General features: G+C 46.3%; 16 protein-coding genes and 1 pseudogene. 2 read left to right on the plus strand and 15 right to left on the minus strand.

The features are described from left to right. Positions 1-14 precede the first annotated feature (14 nt). From ITJ87_RS01405 to ITJ87_RS01445, 9 genes are all read right to left on the minus strand, one after another. Positions 15-1,409 carry an MFS transporter gene (locus tag ITJ87_RS01405; RefSeq protein ID WP_117966670.1) on the minus strand — a complete coding sequence of 465 codons (1,395 nt, stop codon included), beginning with the start codon at positions 1,407-1,409 and terminating at the stop codon, positions 15-17. 17 nt (positions 1,410-1,426) lie between these two features. Next, a complete protein-coding gene (locus ITJ87_RS01410) occupies positions 1,427-2,599 on the minus strand; it encodes a glycosidase (RefSeq protein WP_117601308.1) in 1,173 nt (390 codons plus the stop codon). A gap of 22 nt (positions 2,600-2,621) precedes the next feature. Then, positions 2,622-3,737, minus strand: coding sequence for a glycoside hydrolase family 26 protein (locus ITJ87_RS01415; protein ID WP_117966701.1), 1,116 nt, complete (start codon positions 3,735-3,737; stop codon positions 2,622-2,624). Between the two features lie 132 nt (positions 3,738-3,869). After that, positions 3,870-5,330 (minus strand): hypothetical protein, encoded by a 1,461-nt coding sequence (locus tag ITJ87_RS01420; protein WP_370528743.1) that lies wholly within the window; start codon positions 5,328-5,330, stop codon positions 3,870-3,872. A 10-nt stretch (positions 5,331-5,340) separates the two neighbouring features. Then, complete coding sequence (locus ITJ87_RS01425; protein WP_117601309.1) at positions 5,341-7,107, minus strand: DUF6057 family protein; 1,767 nt, start codon at positions 7,105-7,107, stop codon at positions 5,341-5,343. A gap of 50 nt (positions 7,108-7,157) precedes the next feature. Then, positions 7,158-8,618 (minus strand): PD40 domain-containing protein, encoded by a 1,461-nt coding sequence (locus tag ITJ87_RS01430; protein WP_165491359.1) that lies wholly within the window; start codon positions 8,616-8,618, stop codon positions 7,158-7,160. A 25-nt stretch (positions 8,619-8,643) separates the two neighbouring features. Continuing rightward, a complete protein-coding gene (locus tag ITJ87_RS01435) occupies positions 8,644-10,095 on the minus strand; it encodes a DUF6057 family protein (RefSeq protein ID WP_117966673.1) in 1,452 nt (483 codons plus the stop codon). After that, positions 10,067-10,681, minus strand: a complete 615-nt coding sequence (locus tag ITJ87_RS01440; protein WP_005824998.1) for a DUF4369 domain-containing protein — start codon at positions 10,679-10,681, stop codon at positions 10,067-10,069. Before ITJ87_RS01440 ends, ITJ87_RS01435 begins: the two co-directional genes overlap by 29 nt. A gap of 79 nt (positions 10,682-10,760) precedes the next feature. Beyond that, entirely contained in the window at positions 10,761-11,888 is a 1,128-nt protein-coding gene (locus tag ITJ87_RS01445; protein ID WP_117601312.1) for a Rid family hydrolase, read from the minus strand. Between the two features lie 133 nt (positions 11,889-12,021). On the opposite strand from ITJ87_RS01445, the pseudogene ITJ87_RS01450 reads away from it, so the two are divergent. Next, positions 12,022-12,135 (plus strand): annotated as a pseudogene (locus tag ITJ87_RS01450) (AAA family ATPase); the annotation flags it as partial. 49 nt (positions 12,136-12,184) lie between these two features. On the opposite strand, the gene ITJ87_RS01455 reads toward ITJ87_RS01450, so the two are convergent. Beyond that, positions 12,185-12,475 (minus strand): DUF3874 domain-containing protein, encoded by a 291-nt coding sequence (locus ITJ87_RS01455; protein WP_226791241.1) that lies wholly within the window; start codon positions 12,473-12,475, stop codon positions 12,185-12,187. Positions 12,476-12,749: 274 nt separating this feature from the next. Here ITJ87_RS01455 and ITJ87_RS01460 point away from each other — a divergent pair, with 274 nt between their 5' ends. Further along, positions 12,750-13,391 carry an HU family DNA-binding protein gene (locus tag ITJ87_RS01460; RefSeq protein ID WP_117601313.1) on the plus strand — a complete coding sequence of 214 codons (642 nt, stop codon included), beginning with the start codon at positions 12,750-12,752 and terminating at the stop codon, positions 13,389-13,391. A 775-nt stretch (positions 13,392-14,166) separates the two neighbouring features. On the opposite strand, the gene ITJ87_RS01465 is transcribed toward ITJ87_RS01460, so the two are convergent. From ITJ87_RS01465 to ITJ87_RS01485, 5 genes are all read right to left on the minus strand, one after another. Beyond that, positions 14,167-15,003 carry a hypothetical protein gene (locus ITJ87_RS01465; protein WP_117601331.1) on the minus strand — a complete coding sequence of 279 codons (837 nt, stop codon included), beginning with the start codon at positions 15,001-15,003 and terminating at the stop codon, positions 14,167-14,169. A gap of 26 nt (positions 15,004-15,029) precedes the next feature. Continuing rightward, the gene (locus ITJ87_RS01470; protein ID WP_117966704.1) at positions 15,030-16,799 is read right to left on the minus strand and encodes a RagB/SusD family nutrient uptake outer membrane protein; all 1,770 of its coding nucleotides are present in this window, start codon (positions 16,797-16,799) and stop codon (positions 15,030-15,032) included. Positions 16,800-16,811: 12 nt separating this feature from the next. Further along, a complete protein-coding gene (locus ITJ87_RS01475; protein WP_117966679.1) occupies positions 16,812-20,060 on the minus strand; it encodes a TonB-dependent receptor in 3,249 nt (1,082 codons plus the stop codon). A 403-nt stretch (positions 20,061-20,463) separates the two neighbouring features. Continuing rightward, on the minus strand, positions 20,464-22,161 hold the full coding sequence (locus tag ITJ87_RS01480) for a glycosyl hydrolase (RefSeq protein ID WP_117966681.1): 1,698 nt from the start codon (positions 22,159-22,161) through the stop codon (positions 20,464-20,466). Between the two features lie 67 nt (positions 22,162-22,228). After that, positions 22,229-24,214, minus strand: a complete 1,986-nt coding sequence (locus ITJ87_RS01485) for a hypothetical protein (protein WP_117966684.1) — start codon at positions 24,212-24,214, stop codon at positions 22,229-22,231. Between the last annotated feature and the right edge of the window lie 2 nt (positions 24,215-24,216).

The raw sequence follows: 24,216 nt of genomic DNA on the forward strand, positions 1-24,216 counted from the left end.
TCTATGAGTTTAAGTTATAAGTTATTCTGCTGAAGGTTCTCACGACGCTTTTTCAAGTCTGCATTGATGGCTGCCATACGCGTCTTGTTCAACGGGTAGACGAATACGACAAGAATGGAAAGTGCAGCTATCGCAGCAGGAATAAAGCTCATCAGATACTTCAAGCCATCCAGCGCTTCGGGCGTCTGCACAGCATTCTCTGCAGTGTTGTAACCAAAGAATGCCAACAGCGCCATTACTGCCCAGCCAGCAAATGCACCGCCGAACTTCTGTGCCATAGAGCCAGAAGAGAATATCAGCCCTGTAGATGACGTACCGTCCTTCTGCTCGGCATAGTCGGCCACATCGGCATACATACTCCAAATAAGCGGGGATACGATACCGGTACAAATGGAGATAAGCACCTGGAAAATCATCATCAGCCACCATCCCAGCCCGTCATTCGGCACAAAGAAGAAGAGCACACTGAATACTACCAGGCACACGAGCGAAATGATATAGGTTGACTTCTTTCCAAACTTCACGGAAAGAGGCACAGCCAGCGCCACACCAATCATATTACACACTTCACCCACCATCAGGAACAGACCGGCATACAACACCAGATTGAATACCCCGAAATCGAGGAATGCATTGGCACTGATATAGTCCTTGAAGAAGTAGGCGGCAGTAGCTCCACGCACCGTATTGAAGAAATTCGACAGCAACGCCGCACCGTTCAATATCCACCAAGGCGAATTGCGCACCAGCGACTTCACATCCTTGCCGATAGATTCGGACGCCACACTCTTGACATGCTCGCGCGTCATGCTAAAGCAAAACAGAAAGCCTAAAAAGCAGAGCGTGGCAATACATACCATGGCATATTGCCAACTGGAAGCATTGCTATAGTCCATTGATTTAAACCAATTGCACAATGGCTCCCATGCTCCCAAAGCGATAAAACTACCTCCGTATGCAAAAAACATACGGTAAGAAGAGAAAACCGTTTTTGTATTCGAATCATCAGTCATTACTCCCAGCATAGCCCCGTATGGTACATTGATTGCCGTATATACCGTCATCATCAGGATGTAAGTGACATAAGCCCATACCAGCTTACCCGTTGTCCCCATGTCGGGCGTTGTAAAAAGTAAAATCCCAGCAATGGCAAAAGGAGCTGCAATCCATAATAAATAAGGACGGTATTTGCCCCAACGCGTATGAGTACGGTCTGCAATGACTCCCATCATCGGATCGGACACTGCATCCCAAATACGTGTCACCAGCATCAGCAATCCTGCATCAGCCAAGCTCAAGCCAAAAATATTCGAATAGAAGAACGGTAAGTAATAGGAGAATATTTTCCAGAACATAGAGGAAGACATATCCCCAAAACCATAACCGATTTTCTCTTTTAGTGTTGCCATAGTATGTTGTATTTTTATTATTTCATTATCTGCAGATTCTTGTCTATCAGTCTCTTCAACGTTTCTACCGAGGCTGATGAAGACAAGCCGTCAGCAGGCGTATTCATGCAATAGTCCACCAGCTTGTCAATGGTAGAAGTGGCTACATGCATCCGCGTGTCAGAAGAAGCGTAGTAAATAAATACAGTTCCGTCTTCATCGGCAATCCAGCCGTTGGTGAAAAGCACATTGCTTACGTCACCTATACGCTCCTCACCCTCGGGTACCATAAAGGCCCCACCGGGAGTGGCAATCAGTTTCGTCGGATCTTCCAAAGAAGTCATGTACATATAAAGCACATAACGCAATCCGGCGGCACAACCGCGGACACCATGAGCCAGATGCAACCAGCCTTTCGGAGTCTTGATGGGATGCGGACCTTCACCATTCTTCACCTCCTTGATGGTGTGATAGTAGCGCTGGTCGATAATCTTCTCTTCCTTCACCTCGGCATGGGTTATGTCATCCACCAGCGCCCAGCCGATACCACCACCGCTACCGGCATCAATAAAGCCATCCTGCGGACGGGTATAGAGGGCATACTTGCCATCTACAAACTCCGGGTGCAGCACCACGTTGCGCTGCTGACTCTTGGTCTTCAGGTCGGGCAGGCGTTCCCAATTCTTCAAATCCTTGGTGCGGGCAATGGCAGCTGTAGCCGTAGCCGATGACAAGTCACCGGCGGGCGCATTGTCGTCGTGGCGTTCGGCGCAAAAGATACCGTAAATCCAGCCGTCCTCATGAGCCGTGAGACGCATGTCGTATACATTCGTTGCCGGAATCGTATCTTCAGGCATGGTGATAGGGTAATCCCAAAACCGGAAATTATCAATGCCGTTGGGACTCTCGGCTACGGCAAAGAACGACTTGCGGTCAGCGCCCTCTACACGTACCACCATCAGATACTTGCCATTCCACTTAATGGCCCCCGAATTCATGGCCGCATTCATACCGATGCGTTCCATCAGGTACGGGTTGGACTTCTCATCCAAATCATACCGCCAGAATACAGGTGTATGAGCAGCCGTCACTACCGGATATTTATAACGTGTGAATATGCCATTGCCGTCTTCCACGGCCACATTCTTTCTCGTAATCAGCTCTTCGTGTTTCTGAAAGAGCCTCTCTACCTTTTCTTTAAAAGCTTCCATGTCTGTTATATTGATTGTTTGTTTATTGATACAGATTTACATCGGCTGCAAACAGCGTCTTGGGATTGTTATAAAACTCCCCAAAATCCTCCGCAGATGTCTGTCCCGGATAGGGGGCATAGTAATGGGTCACCTTTTCACGGGCATTGCGCCACACCAGCACATAAGCAAGCGAATATTTCTTTAACGCAGGCAGCAGAGTACCTGTCCACCATTTGGCATCGGGGATTCCTTCGTAACCGGTTTCGGTCACAGCAATCACCTTATTGTGTGCTTTCCCTATACTGTCGATAATGGAAAGTGCCCTATCCATCCCGGCAAGATAGGTATCCCGGTCGAACTGATAGGTATCGAAGCCAATAACGTCTATCAACTCGTCGCCCGGATACTTCTTCAAATATTCCGTTGTGTCCTTGGGTTCCGTGCCCGGAGAGTAAGCATAGAGTGCATTATCCACTCCCCTGGCCTGCAGAGTGTCCACTGTCATGTGCCACAATGTCTTATACTCTTCAGGGGTACACAGTTTCTCGCCCCACCAGAACCAGCTGCCACTGTGTTCGTGCCAGGGACGGAAAAGTACGGGTATCTTCACGCCGTCCGCCGTCTTCAACGAATGAAGGAAATCGGCCACTCCTCCCAACCAGCCGGCAAACTTCTGATGATTCTCTCCACCGGGCAGGATGGACTTCACCACCGTCGTATCCGATACATCCCAGGCATCACCGCCCGTTTCAGGATTGCGCGCATGCCAACTGAGCGAAACCATGCCGCCCCGCTGATACTGATTGATTATCTCTTTCCTGATTTTATCGAAGGGCACCTTATCCAGATTGGCGGCATTCCCTAGTTCCAACTCTCCCAAATCAAAACTGATGACAGCCGGATAGTCGCCACACACGCTTTTCACATCCGAACGGCCTTCCTCACCTTCCCAGCCGATACCATATACCGTATCGTCATGATGGCCGAGCATGATACCTTTGGAAGGGATTTTCTTCAAGTTAGCCAGTAATCTCTCCGTTTCCTGCGTACGTGCAGCAGCCGTCTCTTCATTCACACTCTGTTCTTTCTTGGAAGAACCGCAGGCGGTCAACAGACTCACCGCCAGCATCATCGTAACAAATTTTACTTTTCTCATATCCATGTTTTTCAATTACGGTATTATTATTGGTACCACTAATTCCTAGTACAAAGATAGCGGATTGCACCAAGAGAAAATGATACAATTTTATCCCTTTACTATATTAAAAAACAGAATATAAAAAACGTATCATCTTACTTTCACCGGAACGCGCTTCCGCGAGACAATTCCCCGTTCCACCTTCCGGCGTTCCAGCTTCACCGATTCGCTTGTAAAATCGGGAACATTGTACGAGTAAACCAGACGGTCGTAATACTCCCACGGATTTTCCTGAGGAAGCAGAAAAGGCTTACCCACCACCCCATTCTCATCCATACTTGCCAGATACAGACGGGTATAAAGCCCATCTCCCCTGCGGCTACTGAACACAAACCATCGAGAGTTGCTGCTCCAATTATGGAAACTTTCCGTATCATCGCTGTTCACCTCCTTTATGGGACGCATACCGCCATCCTTCAAATCCAACAACCATAAATCGGCTTCTTTATGCCAAATTGAGAAATTCCCGTAATCCGACAAAGTAAACATGATATATTCGCCGTCGTACGAAGGTCTCGGGAAGGAGATACTTTTCTTCATAGCTGCCGCATTGACCAGCGTATCTATCGTTTCGCCAAATGTCCCGTCTTCCGGGTTAAAATCTATACTGCACAAGCTATAACGTATTTCCTTATATTCCGCCGGTATCGGCTTGGCCTCCGCTGCACAGAAATACAATTTGCGTCCGTCCGGTGAAAACACGGGAAAAGTCTCGAAGACTTCCTTCTTCTGAAGCAAGGGGGAGAGCAGCAATTCATGTGTCTCGGGATGGTAGACCAGTACATCCGATTCCAAGTCGAGCACTTCCACACGTTCATCCTTCACAGCATGGAAAGACTGGCGCGTATTGTTGACAGAATAGGCAATATATTTGCCGCTTGGATGCCAATAAGGGTATACAGCCGCAGAGAGAGTGGAATCCGTTTTCGTATCCAGCATTTCGCGCTTCCCGTCTATCTGCATCAAGGTCCCTCCGTTCTTTCCACGGACATGCAGGCTCAGATGGTCCGGATTTGTTTTGTTGAAAGCATGACAATTCAGGCACATGCCCGGCACCATGGTATTCTCCAGCAAGGAACGCTCCTCGAACGAAGAAAGGTCGCGCTCATAAATGCCCATCTTGCTATAAACTTCATATCCGGGAGCCAGCTTGCGGTATACCACCCCATAATCTATAGGATACGGACTGACATACATGGGAAAAGAGCGGTACTGTTTCCACTCGCCATCTTTCCGGATACATACCGTAAACTGAAGGCTATCACCCTTGTTCTCCTCCAAAAGCTCTAGCCATGCCTCTTGCGGAAATGATACTATTTTATCATTAACATGCATCTCTCCGGACTTTCCTCCGATCACGGTCACATCCACACGTTCGTACGCTCCGCCAATACAATTGAAATTCATGGGAGCAATGGTTGCAGGAATAGTCACACCGATATAGTCAGGATAGATATCCGGCCATTCATCCACCCTTTCCGGGGAAGTCACCGAATTGCTGCAAGCGGCAAACCACCATGCAGCCATTATGCAAACAGCTATATTCTTCATCTTTTTCATTTTACTTTCTTAGTAGCAAATAATTCCAGTATGTACTGCCGAAACGCGCCTCCAACATCTGCCGGGCATTCTGCTGCGAGGTATATATCCGCGCAAATTCCGTTACATCCCGCACCACTTGGGGCGAAATGCTCCACGGCATACCCTGGAAGTTCTTGTGCGTCTGTGTCCATACATATATCAACGCCTCTTGATAGCTGCGGGGAATATGGTCGTAGCCGGCATGCTTACCCAGCGGATAGTACTTCATGAAACGTTCCAAATCACGTTGCTGCAGGACATAGGCCAGCATATACTCAAATGCCATCCGGTTCCGGTGGTTGTGCTGGTAAAGCAGCCCCAGCATGATGTCCGTTTCCTGGCTGCTGAACAAGAAGTCTTCCGTATAGCGTATCTGCCTCAACCAACCCCACTCCTTGTGGGCATTGATTTTTTCCTCATTATACAGATAGGTCATGGCATCCTCCGCCCAATCCTTATAGAAGATTGTCTTCCTCAACAAACGCAGGTACTTGGCTGCCACTTCGTATTGCCCGTTTATCAGGTTCGTCTCTGCCAGACGCTTGAAGCAACGGCCACTCTTGTTGAAGTTAGGTATGGCCTCCATCGCCTCAAAAGTGAAACGTTGTGCCGTATTGACCATCCCCAAATGATAATACGCCTCACTGGTGGGCAACGGCGAAGTAAAGTCACGCTGAAACTCCGGTAGCAGCCCTTCCGTCCCGTTCTGGTAAAACTCGAACATGCGGTCGCCCATCTGTCCCATCTTTCCCAAAGCAAGATTCAGGCAGGTCACGCCGAAAGGTGAAACCGGCGACTTCTCTTCTGCCTTTTCTATAACCTCCTGCCATTGTTTATTACGTACCAGCTGGTCATACTCCATCGCTTCCTCTTTATCCATATCGCAACCGGCTGCCACGTAGTAATAACCGAACAATGTTACCGCCACCACTTGCAGAACTCCATAAAATACCGGTTTCTTCTTCAAAGCGGGCAAAGCGGCCAGCAGGAAAGGGAGGACAACCAGCAATACGGCAAGCCCTATCTCTATCCAGGGAATCACTGCCGGGAAACGGTAATATCCTATACCGCCCATCAGACGGTAAATAGGAAATTGTACCCACATGCTTGCCAATAGCGGACAGCCGATACCCCACAATCCTACCCCCCAGAACACTCCGACACCACCCCAGAAATTCTTACCTTTAAGATTCAACAAGAACTCGCGTACAATCACCCAGCCCATAAAGATAAAGTGTGCCGCACCCGCTGTCCAGTAAAGTAGCGGAAGGACTATCAGAATGTACGCCACACGCAGCCACTTCCCCTTTAAATCCGCATACCAGCAGGATGCAGACAATGCTAACAGCAGAGCCACCACCAATGACAGCATCGCATTTTCATCACCCATGAAGTGCCACAAGACAATGATAGGCAGAAAACTCAGCGGATAATACACATCAGCCGCACCCTGCTCCTTCGCCAGTTTCCAAACCAACCGTTGCAACAACACGTACAAAAAAGCCAGAATACAAGCTCCCGCCCACACGTGATAATAGAACTGCGTCAGATACTCAGCGATATAATCGGCCAACCCACCGGGAACCGCTATCCGTTTCCACCAGTAGTCGGCATCGAACAAGAAAAGCTGGAACTGCTCCTGATAGGAAATATGGGCCGGATATACGTTTCCCCAAAAGAGAAGCACCGCTACGCCGAAAAGTATCGACAGCCCTATCTTCCAAGTCTTTTTCAGAAATAAGAACATTTACTATTTACAATTTATTATTTACAATCTGTTACTCTCTGTATGTCTTGTCATTTGAATTCCTCAGCCTTCAGTTGCCGGTTTATCCGCTTGATGGAAGAAGCATCAAAAGGAACGGGAGTGGCCGACAAATCGGGGATATTGTAGGATTTCAATGTCAAATCGTCTTTTTCAGGGTCGGACTGGGGTAGCACAAAAGGCTTATGCGCCTTTCCTTCGGCATCCAGATAGGCAAAATAAACCCGCCCGTACTGCCCGTCACCCCGCTTGCTGGCAAAGGCAAACCAACGGCTACCTGACGACCAACTGTGATAAGTGTCCGAACGGTTGGAGTTGACCATTGGCAGGGAATCGATGGCACCCGTCTGCAAATCCATCAGCTGCAATTCCGTCTCCCGGTGCCAAATGGGGAATGTTCCATAATCAGCAACGGTATAGAGCAGGTAGCGGCCGTCCGGTGAAGCTTTCGGATGACACACGGAGCCTTTCTCCAGCCGGGCATTCCAAAGGGTATCCACGCGGTCGCCCCAGGTGCCGTGATTGGCATCGAACGCAATGCGGCAAAGCGAATAGCGTAATTGCTGTACGCTGTCCGGCAATGGAACAGCTGGAGCCGAGCAGTAATATATCCATTTCCCGTCGGCAGAGAAAGTGGGAAAAGTTTCTAATACGGTGGAATCCGCCGTAAGCGGAGACACAATCATCCGGTTTCCGTCAAAATCGGCGACAGCCAAATCGGAGACGGTATCGTAAACTTCCAGACGGCGGTTACTTTCCGTATGGAACATGGGAATAATCACATTAGACGAGAACACACCATACCGCCCGTCAGGATGGAAATCCCCGTAGACAGCCGCAGATATCATCTGTCCATTCTTCAAGGCAAGCTTACGGAGCTTGCCGTCACGGTTCAGGATAGTCCCCCCTCCCTCGCCCCGAAGATGGAACATCGAAAGGTTGCCACTATTTCCTCCGTGCACATGACAGTTCATGCATTTGCCGTCTGTCTGACTGTTATCCGCCAAAATACGCTCTTCAAAATTCTCAATGCACCGTTCACGTATCTGCAAGGCATTCCATACTTCATAACCGGGTTCTATCAGACGGTAACTGACATAGGCGTCAAGCTTGTCCGCCACCACCTGCCATGCAAAAGAAGGATAGCGTAGCCAGCGACCGCTGGTACGGGCAGTAACAGTCACTTCCAAAGTATGCCCCTTCTCCGCTTCCAACAATGCACGCCAGGCTTTCAAGGGAAACACCGCCTTGTTCCCACGCGCGTTTATCTGCAAGCTGTCCGATGCTCCCTTTACACTCACGCACACCGCATCCACCCCTTCATTCCGCACAAGGAAATTCAAAGGAGCCACATTGCAGGGAATGGTTACATCCTGATATTCAGGATAGAGCTCCAATAACCGGTCTGCAGGCTGTACAGACTCCGGACAGGGACTACAAGCATATAGGCAGCAGCACAGCAACAGCTCCACAACAACCTGTATATATTTCATATCTCTATTCATCGCTCATCATAAATCACTTCTCCTTTTTCATCGTAGCATAGTGGAAATAAAACCAATATGTTTTTCCGTATTTGGCTTGCAAAGAGGCACCATTACCACCATTCGCCTCGTACAGTCGGGTATAATCGCCAAACTCATCCAATACCTGAGGCGGAATATTCCACTTCCTCACTTCATCCAGTGGAGACTTGTTGCCCGCAAGATAGACAAGCAGTCCCTCGGCATATAGTCTGGAAGGTATCCGATGGGCAGCAAACTCTTGATAATCCCGGGCGAAAGCACCAATATCCTTATTCAGCAAATCAAAGCAGAGAAGGTAATCGCATGCCAACACATTATCAGGATTGTTACGCAACAAATGACGAAGTGAAAGCGGAATGTTGGCAGAAGAACGTAAAGTATCCGTTGCAGGCAACAACAACCGCTTCCGTTCCAGCCATTGGCAAACTTCGGCCGTCTGTTTTCCGGGAATACGCCGTTCTGCCCAATCACGGTAACACATTGTCTTTTGCAGGAGACGAAGATATTTCATGGCCGCCGCCTCATCACCGTTCACCAGGTTGATTTCCGCCAAACGCTTGACAGCTCTTGCCCCAGTGTGGTGCGGAGAAAAAATCATTCCCAAAATGGCGGCATGTTCAGCCATCGTCATATCTCCCAACGCAAACCAGACTTCATTGGCTGCATAAATAGTAAGGTAGGTAGAATGGGGAGCCACGGGCAGAAACAGCCCTTGCGAAGCCGGTTGATAACCATCCATCAGCCAGTCGGGAAGCCGGTTCTGCTGTGCATTCAGCAAATTATAATAATAGGCAGTGAACGGAGAACGGTATTCACCCTCTGCCAACAGTTTCCGTACTTTTTCCGAACGGCCGAAATACATTTCCGAATCCAACGCCAAAAGATATTCCCGCCCTAAATCGGGCATATTGTACCATCGTGACGACCAATCGCCACAGCCAAACAGCCAATAGCCGGACAATACCGCCAATATGCTTACCGGTAAGCCCGACTTCCACGAACGTCGCATGCAGCTACGGCACAACAACAAAATACCTCCGATACCGGTTAAAGCGATTGTGCCGGAAAGCGGATAACTCAATCCGCATTGCCTTCCTGCCTCCCAAGCCACCGCCAACACCGTAGGAATCCACGCCCAACGTCCCATGTACGGAGCCAACAAACGAAACACCACCACTCCCCAAAGCAACAGCACGACAGCCATTATGGTCGGGCCACCCCCTTCGTAATAAAAGAATTGAGTGAGGAAATCTCCTGACAGACGTGCCAGAGCCGCCGGATGCCGCAGATACCCGGCCAATGGTTCGGTGGCAAGCAAAAAGAGCTGTGTCTGCTCCCGATGGAACAGATGATAGGGCAATATCCGGAAGAAAAAAAGAAACAACGCCAAAGCACCGATTCCTGCCGCTCCCCATTCAATGTATTTCCTTCTGCAAGCTTTCATCCAACAGTTTTTGTTGTTCTTCCGTCAAGGAGCCACGCACCATCTTCCGCATGAATGTCCCCAACGTATTGTTTCCCTGCTCTTTCAAAAACAGAAAGTTCGTTTCCTGCTCCTGCATCCTCAGACTGTCACGTATCCGTATCAGATGCAGTGAATCTTTTCCGGTGGCATTCCGTAGTCCCGTCCGGATGAAATGGTAAGCCTCTTGCTTCTTTTCCCTCCCCTCTTTCCATTTCTGAAGGGCATCATTTTGCGGAGTGCCCGTTACCGAACCGACAGAGTCGGCCTTCACATGTATGGTTCCCGGCTCCGTCACCACCAGCAGTTCCTGGATGTAGATACGCAGCAGATGGCGCAGACGCAACACCCTCATCTCCTCCCCTTGTCCGGAAAAAGAAAAAGAGGCATTGGTTATCTTTACAGAATCCACCCGCCCCGGTGCATTCTCCATCGGCACGAGGTATATCCATTCCCCGTCGTATTTCACCGACGGCAACGTTCCTTCAATCACATAATTCTGTCCGGAATTTCCACAACTTGCCCAAAGAAGGCAACTGATACAAAAAAGCAAGATACGTGTTTTCATCCTTATACATTAGAATTTCAACAAAGGTAGGCGTTTACCAACTGTCAGCCTAATATTCAATTAACCAAAGATAATATTTTTAATCAGAGATTTTCTTCATCGCCATACACTCCATTTCCACCAGCCACCCCGGGCGACAGACAGGAGCCAGCGTAATCACTCTCGGCGTATCGGGAAAGCGTTCATCAAACATCTCCTTTACTACGGTATAATCCGCCATATCACGCAGATAGACAATGATATGCCCCACATCTCCAAAGCCACAATCGGCCTCCTTCAATAAAGCCTCCACATTCTCCCACATCCGTTCTGTCTGACGGCGTACATCTCCGGCATACATCACTTCCCCACGGTTGTTGATACTCGCTGTACCGGAAATGAGTACTTGCCGGCGGTCGTCGTAATCCACCGCCGTTCCCCGTTCGAAACTGACTCCATACTCATAAGTGGGGTTCAGATGTGTGCGGGCATAGAGATATTTGATTTGTCCGGGCTTTAATCCCGCTACGGCAAAAGCGTCAAGCATCACCAATACTTTCGGGTCGGCATGACGCCCACCGATACCGGTACTGGCAATATAGTGCGTGTTCTCCGTCAGGTTCTGAGTGACAAACATCTCATTGCGCGCCTTGACCACACCGGCATAATTGCAATCCACATTCTGCACAAATATCCAGGTACGCAGGCAATTGTCGGCCAAGGTACACCCTTCTTCCATCAGTTGCATAGCATAGTCGTTGAGCAAAAGACGCATCTGGTATTCCGAATTGGCGGCACGGTTGAAGCTGCCTCCCATCCAGAGCTGGCGATAAGCACCGTGTTTCACTTCATACAGTCCGTTTGGCAGCACTCGTGTCTGCACATCGGTCTGCAGATATGCCCACAAAGCAATCTTGGTACCATCCAGTGGCGATTGTTCCACCACGGACAGCGCGCAATCGGAGCTTTCCGCCGTAGCGGCAAGCAACAGTTCCGCCTGGTTGGCGGCATCACTCAAGAAATATCTTTTAAAAACCGCCACGGCTCCGGGCAATTCTTTTTTCAGTAAAGCGGCATACGCATCCAGCACGGCATTCATCTGCTCACGGTAGGTCTGTTTCGGGTCGGTGGCATGTATCATCACATGGTATTCCGTCACTCCGCCGGTTACAACAAATGCAGCCACTTCCGCCCTGCCTGAAGGATAAGAGTATGATGTGTATTTCATATCATTAACGAGAGATTGTTTCAATCGCAAAGATAAGTTTTTTATCCGACAAGGAGTAGTGAAAATCGCAACTTTCGCTTGTTTTGTTCTTATAAAAAAGTTACTTTTATAGAAAAGTATAAAATATACAGTTATTAGGAGCGAAAATATTTATCACATCGGCATCCAGGACTTTGAGAAGCTGCGCAAAGGCGGTTATTTCTATGTGGACAAGACCGCCTTAGTATATAAGTATTCACATTATTTCCCTATCATTCAGCCCTTTCTGGTGAAACTTCTTTTTCCTTCTCACCACCTCATATACATTGCCGTAGACGTTTCAGTCCCGCCTGCAGCTGCACTGAACCGAACTGCATGGGATTGCTGCCACGCATCAGGGCGGGATGCGCCTTTTGCAGCTCGTCGAAGATATCGGCAGCAGTCAGGTCAAGACTCTTCTTTGCCGAAACGGAGCACGGAACAAGTTGCAGACCGCTTCCTCGGCAAGACTGACACGATAAAAAGCCTCGTTGTGCGCTTACAGCTTTCGCGCTCCGGCGGCGCTTTTCTTCCCGTTCCTCCCGGTTTCGGTATTTCTTTTTGTGCATGTTTCAGCCTTTCGGAAAAGGCTATCAGTTGTCCCGCTTTCTTCAAAAATCATTCCTGCCGACAAACATACTTATTTATGCTGCAGAGCCCTTTATTTTCAGTACTTTTACACGATTCTTTATAAGTGAACGACCCGAGTTATCCAATCGGCTGACCCAGGTCGTTCAATCGAACAGCCAGAGTTGTTCGTTCGGCCGACCGGGGTCGTTCACTTATAGAAAGACACTTCCGAGGGAAGAAGCAAATACGTTGAACGCACTAAAACCTATTGATATGGCAATACTATATGACTGGTACGAGAATCCGGGCACCAATGAGGAAGACCCGGAAGAAAGAGGCCTCCATCCTCGCCCGTTGCTCAACGGGAAAATAACCATGCGGCAGCTCTACAACCGCGTACATGCCCGCAGCTCGCTCACGGTGGGCGACGTAATGAACGCGATAGACTGTCTGACGCAAATCTGCGGCGAAGAACTGCGCGACGGGCACGAGGTGCACATCGAAGGGCTGGGCTACTTCGCCCCCACCCTGGAAGCCACACAGAAAGTGACCCGCAGCACCCCGAACAAGCACCTGAAACTCCGGCTGAAGAGCATCAGCTTCCGTCCCGACGTCAGGCTGAAACAAGCGATGACGGGAGTCAGTGCCATCCGCAGCAAATACACCCGCCACTCCCTGAAGCTTTCGGAAGTGGAGATAGACATGAAGCTGAAAGAATACTTTGCCGACCACGACGTGCTGATTCGCAGTGACTTCCAAGCGCTGTGCGGCATGGCACGCACCACCGCAAACGTCCACCTGAAACGGTTGCAGCAAGAAGGCAAGCTGAAGAATGTAGGGAAACCCACGCAACCCATCTATCGGGCCATGCCGGGATACTACGGTGTGTCGCGCGATGCAAAAACGGGGCGATGAGGGTGGAAAGCAGTTTCACCGAAAAAGCCGATGAACAGGAGGATAGGAGAAGGAGGTGAAGGGATAAAAAGGAACATTCTGCGCCCGGAAATCAAGGGTAATGCAAAAAGAAATGTGAATTGTATGCAGAAAGGCAATAGAGAAAGAATGCGAAAAGGCGAATCTCACGACCCGCCTTTTCCTGATTTAACCATTAAACAATTGTACTATTCGGTTAATGCATTTACAATTATCCGATGTTACGGACGACTAATGAGGTCGGAGGTAACGACAACTGCTTTGAATTTAATAGCTTATTTATAAGATCTAATTATTTTAAAGTGCTCCTTTAGAAAACACAGTGGAGAAGAATGACGTAGGAACTGTGAAAGCCCTACCTGCAGAAAGCGGTTGTCTAACATTTCCATACTCCCAATAAATATAATTTCCATTGGTAGCACTCAAAGATTTTATAGTATATGTGCCTGGATTAATGTAAAAGTAGTACCAAGTGTTTGAACTATGCTTTGAGTATAAGGAAGATCTCCTATATAAACCAAATTGAGATATCCTCTTGACGCTCTGAAAGTACTTCCTACGACAAACGTTCCCCAATTAGACTATGTCGTATAATCTCTAATGCAATCACACGATAAATTCCACGAGCCAAGAAATAACAATATGGAGAATCCTAGTTCACACGCTGTCAAAACATATTGTTTACCACTTTGTTTTTTATGTGATTATTACTTGAGGAATACGGGCGGATATTACCCGCCCGCACATCCAATATTGACTATTTTCTCTTGAAATTCCAGAACCATGCGGTACCACCTCCAGAAGTCACCCCTGGCTCAGGTGCGCAAAGCCGAAGTTCATCCTCTGTGATTTTCAAGATGTGATATACATACTGACGTGCATTTCCTTGATTAGGTTGTACGCCCAACAAAGGAATAGTACCAGAAAATTCAATTGTACCTACATCCCATCCAGATTGTACCATATCTTCTGAAACTTTTACAGAGCCACTTTCACCACGGCTTGTCTGGACACCTGACAGACTAAGCGAGAACCAACCATTCAATCCGTCATCAGGTAGTCCCGCACCTATAGCCTGCCCATCAATTTCTCCACTACGGACAACCCACCAACCGGGACCTGTGTTTGACAGAAATCCACCATTACCCCAGCAGCCGTCTTCGGCTTCTGTATTCCAAGTCCAAGTTGTTGTGCCATAACCACCATCCGGAGTTGTACCAAAGATATCAGCATAAATAGCAGGAAGATCCGTGTACTCCGTTACTGCTATTGATTTGGAAGCCGATTTTGTAATGGAGCCGTCCGAATTAATGGCTGTTATATACACTTGCAATTCTTTATTAGGAGGAGCTACTTGAACCGACGGAGCCGTACCTTCTGCCAACTTGGTATCAGACGTAGCATCATAAACCTTCACATAACGTGACGGAGTAGGAACAATCCGAATGTTGTTGTTTCCCTGATTCTTGGCTACAAGTTCAAAAGTAAGATTTTCCGGTGTGACATTAGGATCCGGACTGATTTCATCCACTATCGGATCACAAGCCACCAGCAGCATTGCAAACAAAGGCATTGCGAATAATATCTTTTTCATATCTTTTTTCATTTTAAATTCATATTCTATTCTTGCCAACCATTATACTCAGCACTTGCATCCGTATAACCCGCATTTTGTTCTACCTTTCCTTCATTCAAGAGGACTTGGTTTTCGGGAATCTTCTGGAAACCTGCCGTAGCCTTATAACGTGCGGCATAACCACCGTTCTGCGCCACATTACGGCTTTCAACCCCATTTGTATAAACTTTTGCTCCCGTCTGTCTTTCAAGGGCATCGGCAGCAATATGCCAACGGCGAATATCGTTCCAGCGAGTACCTTCAAAACAGAGTTCCCAACGGCGTTCATTCTGCAATGCAGCCAACGAATATGTACCAATAGGTTCAAGTCCGGCACGACTACGCACTCTGTTTATACCGCTAACATCTTCCTTCAATTCAGACTGCATCAACAATACATCCGCAAAACGAATCAAAACCAAATCATGAATAGAACCGGTTTGCATCAGATTATCATTAATCCAGCCGTCGGCACCATACATTATCTTCTCAAATACCGGTTCAATCGTTTTATTTCCAGCCTCACCCGTATTATAAGCCATAATAGAACCTATTTTCATCTGATAATAATCTGTTTCTTGGATAAAGCCGTCACCACCACCTTTATTATAACTCGGCATATCCTCCGTCTTGAATACGGAGGCCGGACGACGGGCATCATTGTGTTCTGCCGCACTCCAATCATTATAAAGATTGGGAGCTACAGGACCGGCCCCCCATCCTTGTCCAAAGGGGAAAGAATTGGCCTGATCATTGCCACGTACACCAAAATGCAGAGCATAACCGTTACCATAACCGATAGTAGTGCTCCAAGATGCAAGTTTATTATATTTAATGGCAAACATGGATTCGGGATTTACCGCTGCATCATCTTCTACCCATTTCAGCCCCTGACCGGCAGTAAACGGAAAATCTTCTACCGTACATCTATTGGTATATGCCCACAAATTACGAAACTCAGGAACAAGACTATAACCGGAATTATTCACACAATCATCAATATATCCAATCACATCCTGCTTGGTCAAAGTTGTCCCATCAGGCAAATCAACTGAAGTCAACGGACTATAGTTCGTACTAACCAAATCGTTCAGAGTTTCACCATTGCCATACATGCCGGTATAATACAACCAAGCACGTCCTAACATAGCTTCAGCCGTATATTTATCAACATGCCCATCCGATTTACGAACAGCCGGCATATTTGCAGCCGCATCGCGAAGATCCTGCAGAATCTGCCCCCAGATAACAGCGGCAGTCGGAGGAGTAGTATCTTCGGGCAACAAAGCAGTAATCACCAAAGGTACACGGCCATACATGGAAGCCAACTCGTAGTAATAAAAAGCACGAAGAAACTTGGCTTCGCCCTCAGCCTGCGCTCTTACTTCCGGATCCATTTCAATACCGGCAAGAGCCTCCAACAACGTATTGGCACGGTTGATTCCTTGATAGCGAGCCACCCAGTAATCCTGCGTAGCATTTGTACCCGTATTACAAAGAAGGTCTAAAGATTGCATCAACTTGTCATTGGGACCACCACCACCCAACATATCATCGCAAGCCAGCAGGGAATTATACAAGAAAGACTGCTGCGGAAAAGCATTGACATTATTCAGGTTCTGATATATGGCAGCTAAAGCCTGATTGGCATCTTCAGCCGTTTTAGGGAAATTGGTCGTATCTTTTTCCGTTAGACTCATCGAGTCCAGACTACAAGAAGTAAACGTTCCTGCCATCATCAAAGCTGCCCCTATTAAATATGCTATTTTTTTCATCATGTATCAATTTTAGAATTTAACATTAACACCTACCATATAAGTACGAGGTTGAGGATAGTTACCTACATCAACACCGGTTACCCACGGTTCTTTGTCATTGAGAGCTCTACCATTCTCCGGATCCATCCCTTTATAACCGGTAAAAGTAAATAGATTCTGTGCAGCAGCATACACACGAAGTTGCTGGAACGGACAGTTCTTCCAAATTCTCTTGAAATCGTATCCTATTGTCAGATTTTGAATGCGAACATAGTCGGCATCATCAATATAAATATCTGAAATGGCCTGGAAATTCTGTCCACTATTTCCCGGCGCAAGCAGCGGATATCTGTTTGAGGTTCCTTCTCCGTGCCAGTAATCGTAAACTTCTGTCGTATAGTTTTCATACTGTCCGTCTGAGAACTTTCTCCAAGAACGAGCCACTTGTGCACCAAAAGCGCCATAGGTTGTTACAGAGAAATCAAATCCTTTATATTCCGCACTTAACGTAAGCCCCATTGTCACGTCAGGATGAGGATTACCCAAATCAGTCTTATCATCATCATTAATCACCCCATTTCCATCAACATCCACAAACTTCAAATCGCCCGGTTTAATACTTGCACCTTGCTTAGAGTTTGCCGCATTGCCTTTACAATTCTGGTCAAGATATGCCTGCAAGTCATTCTGGTTCTGAATGACACCGTCCGTCTTATAACCATAAAAATAGCCAATAGGATGTCCTTCTTCCATACGGACAAACCGACCCGTACTCTGAGCCAACAAATCATTACCGCCTTCAATAAAATGATTGGCGTTATTAACCTCCGTCACTTCATTCTTATTATAGGCCATATTGACATTCACTCCATACTTGAACTCCTTACCAATCTGATCTCTCCAGCCCATTGAAAGTTCAAGACCAGTATTCTTTACCGTACCGGCATTTTGATATTGAGAAGAGAAACCGGAAGCCGCATTGGTACCCACTTCCACTAACAAATCTTTCGTCTGCTTGTTATACCAGTCCATGGTAAAACTCAGACGGTTATCCAAGAAACGGGCATCAATACCGATATTGGTCTGTTCTGAAGTTTCCCATGTCAAATCGGGGTTAGCCAGACGATTCGGGTAAGCTCCGGTTGTACCTCCATTCTTATCTGAGCCAAATGTATAAAGGCCATAATCGCCAAACTCGTAACCGGCACGCCAATTTGAATTAGGGATATTGTCATTACCATTCTGTCCCCAACCAGCACGGATTTTCAAGAAACCAAGCCAAGAAGCAGTATTCTTCATAAAAGCCTCGTTTGAAATAACCCAACCAGCAGAGAATGATGGGAAATATCCCCATTGATTGCCTTTCGCAAACTTAGACGAACCATCGGCACGAATGATAGCAGAAAACATATAAGTTTCCTTAAAGTCATAATTCAGACGTCCAAAATAAGACATCTTAGAACCATAATCCGAGGGATAACCATCTACTGTAGCAGTAGCTTTACGTTCTGTATTATGTAAATAAGCATGCGTAAAGTCGCCAAAAGCACTATTATAACCGGTTGCCTCTACTGATTCGCCATAAGTTGGTCTTGATTTAGAATACTCTGTACCAACCAAAACATCAAAATGATGTAAGTCTGTAATATCAAACCGATAACTCAACGTATTAGTCAAACTCCAGTTCCAACCCAAAGACACGTTATTTATCGTTTGGTCTTTATCACGGCTATCCCCCTGATTATTAATGCGGTAAACAGGAAGATATGAGCGCCATGAACTTGACCATTGTTTGTAACTAACCTGACCTTTATAAATAAGATTCTTAAGTGGTTGTACTTCCAGATATGCCGCTGTGTTCAGATTAAAATTCTTATTCTTATTATTCCCAGCCTGATTATATACCATGTGAGCCATCGGATTAGAAGCATATGCAGTATAATCAAGTATACCATTAGCACTCGTTCCAAAATTCTTCAAATCATCATACATGAAGAAATCACCATTCTCATTATATACAGGAATCAGAGGAATAGCACGCAAAGCATTAGAAAGGTCATTCGAATATTGATTACCTAACTGCACACCTTGATTCTGTTTGTGCTGATAATATATATTCTCACCAAACTTTATCACATCCATATCTCCCTTACGGTATATCACATGCTCAGAATTAATGCGGAAAGTAAAACGACGATAGTCAGTCTTCACTGGACCACCGAATGCACCATCCTGATACTGATAGCCTATACCTGTCGAAAACTTGGAGAATTCAGAACCACCTGTTACATTCAACGCATGATTAGTAACCACAGCATTTTTATTCCGGAATTCTTTTACCCAATCTGTACCTGGATTGGTACCATTCTGATAAGCAGTCAGCAAATCAGCATCTACGAATTTTGACCAATCATACGGTTGGCCTCCATTATTATAGGCTACTTGATCCATTACCGCCATATATTCTTTGGCATTCAGCATATCAGGCATCTTATATACATTTGCCCAGCCTATGTTTCCATCATAAGATACAGAAACCTTTCCTACCTTACCCTGCTTCGTAGTAACAAGGATAACACCGTTGGCACCGCTCGAACCGTAAATTGCACAAGATGCAGCATCTTTCAACACATCAATACGTTCAATATCGGCAGGATTCAAGGCGTTAATATCGCCACCGGCTACACCATCAATGACGTAAACTGGAGCTGTATTTCCGTTAGTACCAGCACCACGAATATTAATTTTAAATCCATCGCCTGGCTGACCGGAAACGGCCTGAATATTTACACCCGGAGACTGGCTTTGCAAAGCGCCCAATGCCTGCGTGGTATTTAATTTTGCGATGTCTTCACCTTTTACCTCAACCGTAGCACCTGTCACCAGTTTCTTCTTCTGAATACCATAACCTACTACGACTACTTCATCCAGCAATTCCGTATCTTCTTTCAGCTGAATTTTGAAATTAGTCTGGTTGCCTACTACGATTTCTTGCGGCTGATAACCGATAAAAGACACAACAATCGTTGCTCCCGGCTGAACATTCAATGTGAAATTACCGTCAATATCAGTAATAACACCATTTGTGGTGCCTTTTTCCAATACATTAGCACCGATAACCGGTCCCATTGCATCTGTTACAGTACCTGTGATTTTTTTTGCTTGCTGCACAGCATCTATTGCATCGACCGATGCGGCGAAAAGTTGCGGAGTATAAGTCAGGCTGACAGCCGAACAGATACCTACGAGCAGCGCGGTTCTTCTGAAATTTAAATTCATACTTATATTTTTCTTAGATTAATGAATTGGTATTGCCTGGCGGCATCTACCGTTTAATATAAGGTTAAACTTCTCTTTTTGAGGAAAAATTAAATATACCTTATTTATAAAGTGGTTGGTATACATATTACTCCTTTCCCATAAGCATTTTTCATTTCATTAACGGTTAAACATTATATGATTATTATCAAATTTCAATCAGGCTTGACAAAAGTAGACTTTTGACAACAAACTTTATAATACTATCTTATCAAATAACGACACTCATTTAACATCCATTACTATTTCCCCTAAAAGTATAAAGCATGAATTCCACAACCGACAACTAAAAGCTATAAAAAACAGAAAGGGTTGCCCCGATACTAACCAGAGACACCCCTTTCCATTTTATTATTAAAAATTGCTATTCCATAGAAGGAAGCTCATCACGAGAAACGACAAATTCCTGGTTCATAGCATCCTTCCACCATGCTTCATCAGCATGGACTACCGGACTGCCGTCCTCATTTGTTCCGTCATACCACGGCATGAACCAACTCCAACGCGCACCAGATGCCCATTGTTCGGAAATAAGTCCGACCGTACCACATTCACTCAGCGAAACAATCTTATTTCCATAATTTCCGGCAATGGAAGTATATTCTGAAACACAATCCGCAGTTTCCTTATTATAAATATCACGTCCCACGATGTCTACATATTGGTCTCCCGGATACCAATCAGCATCATTGCCCTCGGTAGTCCATACCCAGATAAGATTATCCAGTCCTTCTGCCTTGAAGTAGTTGAACATAGCAATCCACAGAGATTTAAAGCTGACAGCATCCTTACCCCACCAAAACCAGCCACCGGCTGCCTCATGGAACGGACGCCACAATATCGGAATATCCGCATCTCTCAACAGTTTCAAATAAGCGGCAGTATTTTTCAAATCTTCGGTAAATACCTTGTTTTCCCAAGTGCCTTCCACCGTGGCATTGGCAGCGTCAAACTCCGTATCTGCCTTATAGAAGGCATAATCCTTGTTCGGGTCAAGAGCTGTACCGTTACTTTCAAGATAAACAGCAACTGCTGTATAATCATGTCCGCCAATGATGAGACCACCTTCTTGCAGGGATTTCAAAATATCCTCGGTAATCACCAATGTATAGTCCCCGGATATGTCAAAATAATCAGTTCCTGAAGCAATCTCGCTCCAACCACTGTTTTTGAACGAACCTTGCGCCCCCTCTGCCACATCTTTCACAGCCACGCGTATCACCTGACCCACTTGCGCATCAGCAAAGACAGCTTTTGCAGCATCATCCGTCATCTGTACATTTCCACTCCAATCACCCGGCATTACCGTCTCTCCTTTCCATATTTGGGTAGAAGAAGCTTCGCCTACAACTTTCTTGGGTACATTCCAATGCCACATGGCAGCTACGATGCCACCTTTGTCAGACCAATCCTTAACAGGAGTAATGTCACCGTAATTAATCCAGTCTACTCCAGCTACAGATGCCGGCAGATGAACATAGTCGAAACAGTTGATAGCCGGATATTTTCCAGTCCATCCGTACACCTTTTCGGACATTTCCGTATTCCAGGCAACATCGGCCATCATGGCAGAAAGTGTCTTCGTCTCGAAGTTATCCAATAGATAATTGTACAGTTTCACAGCTTTAGCCGAAGTAGCGGCAACCAGTGTCTTGTCCAAAGCGACAGTAGAAAACTGAACCGATACAGCCGGAGCAGGCATTTGGTTCGGTCCTGTTACTATTCCCTCGGGAATAGAAAGAGAACAAGCCGTCTCTCGCTTGGGAACATTCACTTTTACAGTCAGTATATTGCTTGCGCCAAGCACATCGGCACTTATCAGTTCACCACCGGTAAACTGGATTTCGCTCAGATTGTCCGTTGCAAAGAATATATTCTTGTCATATTTCACCTCAATGGTGATTTCTCCCGTTTTCACTTTGGCAGCTCCACTCTCAGGAGTAGTAGACACCAATACCGGTGCATCCACTGCAGGGATATCATGATCGACATCAGTATCGCAGGAGGCAAAAATAAAAGCTGCTATTAACGAGAGCATCCATTTTATATTCAGTTTCTTCATCTTAATTATGATTTTATTTCGTTCTTAATCAGGGCATCCATAGTCACATTCTTCAAGCCACAATTCATCAATTTACAATCGTTATTTTTGTAAACGTCAAATCACTGCCCTGAATAATGATACCTACATTTGTCTGGTCTTCACAATCTCCTTGTTTAGCTTGAATATTATCAAGTATCTCCTGAGTCAATGTCAACTCCATCACACGGCTCTCGAAACTCCAGCCGTAAATGTCTGTCGGTACCATAGTCGTATCAAACAAAGAGAAAGCTATGCCACTCCAATCGCCATAGTTAAACTGAGCCTGTGCCCAAGTCTGGTCTTTCTGATCGAAATAGACTTTCATGACAGTACCTGCCGTTACCTTGGCAAAAGATGCAGCCGGTACCAATACACGTCCTCCATCGCCCCAACTAATATTGAGCGGACCAGCCCAAACTGTTTCTTCATTGGCAACCACAAGAACATCATAAGCAATTTCACCATTTGAAGAAATCAGTTTCAGGCTATAAGTTCCATCCAGTTCAGCCGGTACATTCAGCATCAATACCCCTTTAGCCGCATCATTGATATACTGGACTGAAGCCTCATTCAGCAATACATTTGTCAGCTTATCAGCATTAACAATCTCAAGTTCCATAATTCGTCCCCGAACCAATTTGTCAGGCAATGCCGGCAAATAGGCACATACCGGTTTCTCTATTGTCAGAGACGGTGCTTCTACAGATTCACCATTGGCCATCTTCAAGAGTAAGGCCCCAGTTTCGGCAGTTGTGGGTACAGTCAAAGAAATGGCAGTAGCAGTGGCATCGGATACGGTAACTTCCACATTACCACTGAATACAACAGCCGAAACAACATCCATATTTACTCCTTTGACAGTCAAAGCCTCTCCTGCCGGGACCGTCGCCGCACTATAAGAAATGTTTTCCGGCTTTGCCGTTGCAATAGATACGGCAGTTGCTTTTCCACTATTTGTATTCAATTGCAAATCACCACTGATAGCCGCAGCCGGCATCAAGACCTTTATTTCAGTCGTATTCTGTGACTCCAATCCTACAACTTCTTCTACACCAGGAAACGTTACATCAGTCACCAAATCCATATTGGCACCTTTCAGGGTAATTATATCTCCACCACGCAAGTTTATAGCAGGAACAGCCACTACGTTCAAAGGCATAGCTACTACAACAGTAGCAACCACAACTTTTACATCCGAAGCAGGAAGTACCGTAACTTCTCCGTCCGAGACATTATCCGGCAACGTAAAAGTAAGTTCATCTCCTTCGGAAGAGGCAGTCATCGTAAATTCAACTTCATCCCCATTCGGCATCTGTACTTTCTTCACCAAATCAAAGTTTTTACCAGAAACTCGAATGATATCACCTGGCTTCTTATCCACCAGGTCGAGTGGAGCCTCTACCGATGGCAAAGTAACCTCCAGTTCCTCTTCAGTATAAATCCAATTGGGGATTTCAGCTCCATCAGACAAGATGAACTTACCGGTCTGAGCAGAATCAGGAACAATAACTTTAATCTCCTGACGGCTTTGACTGACAAACTCATCAGCAGGCACTGTTACCTCATCAGCAAATATCACTTCTTTAATCAAGTTCAGGTATTCACCAGTAATGGTCAATTCACTACCAGGCTTTACTTCTGCCGGTGCAAAAGCCTCTAAAGCAATCGGTTCCGTAAATGTCAACTCTGTTTTTGTTGTAATATCCCCTTTCGGTGTCTTCAAGACAACCAAACCCGGCTGGGCTGTCTGGGGTACAGTGACACGGATTTCCGTATCACTGACCACTTCGATGTCTGTTATATCGTCGCAACCGGGAATAGCAACCGCAGTCACCTTATCCATGCCACTGCCCAGGAAACGGAGTACACCGCCGCGAGCTACGGGACTCGGTCCGAATACATTCAGACTGATTCCCCCTTTATATTGGTTGGTATCTTCATCATCCCCATTGTCGCAGGCCGTAAACGTCAAGCAACTGAAGAGCATCAGGCACATCATCCACAGTGCCGGAAATTTATATGTTTTATTCATAT

The organism is Bacteroides sp. HF-162, assembly GCF_015679285.1.
GTDB lineage: Bacteria > Bacteroidota > Bacteroidia > Bacteroidales > Bacteroidaceae > Bacteroides > Bacteroides uniformis.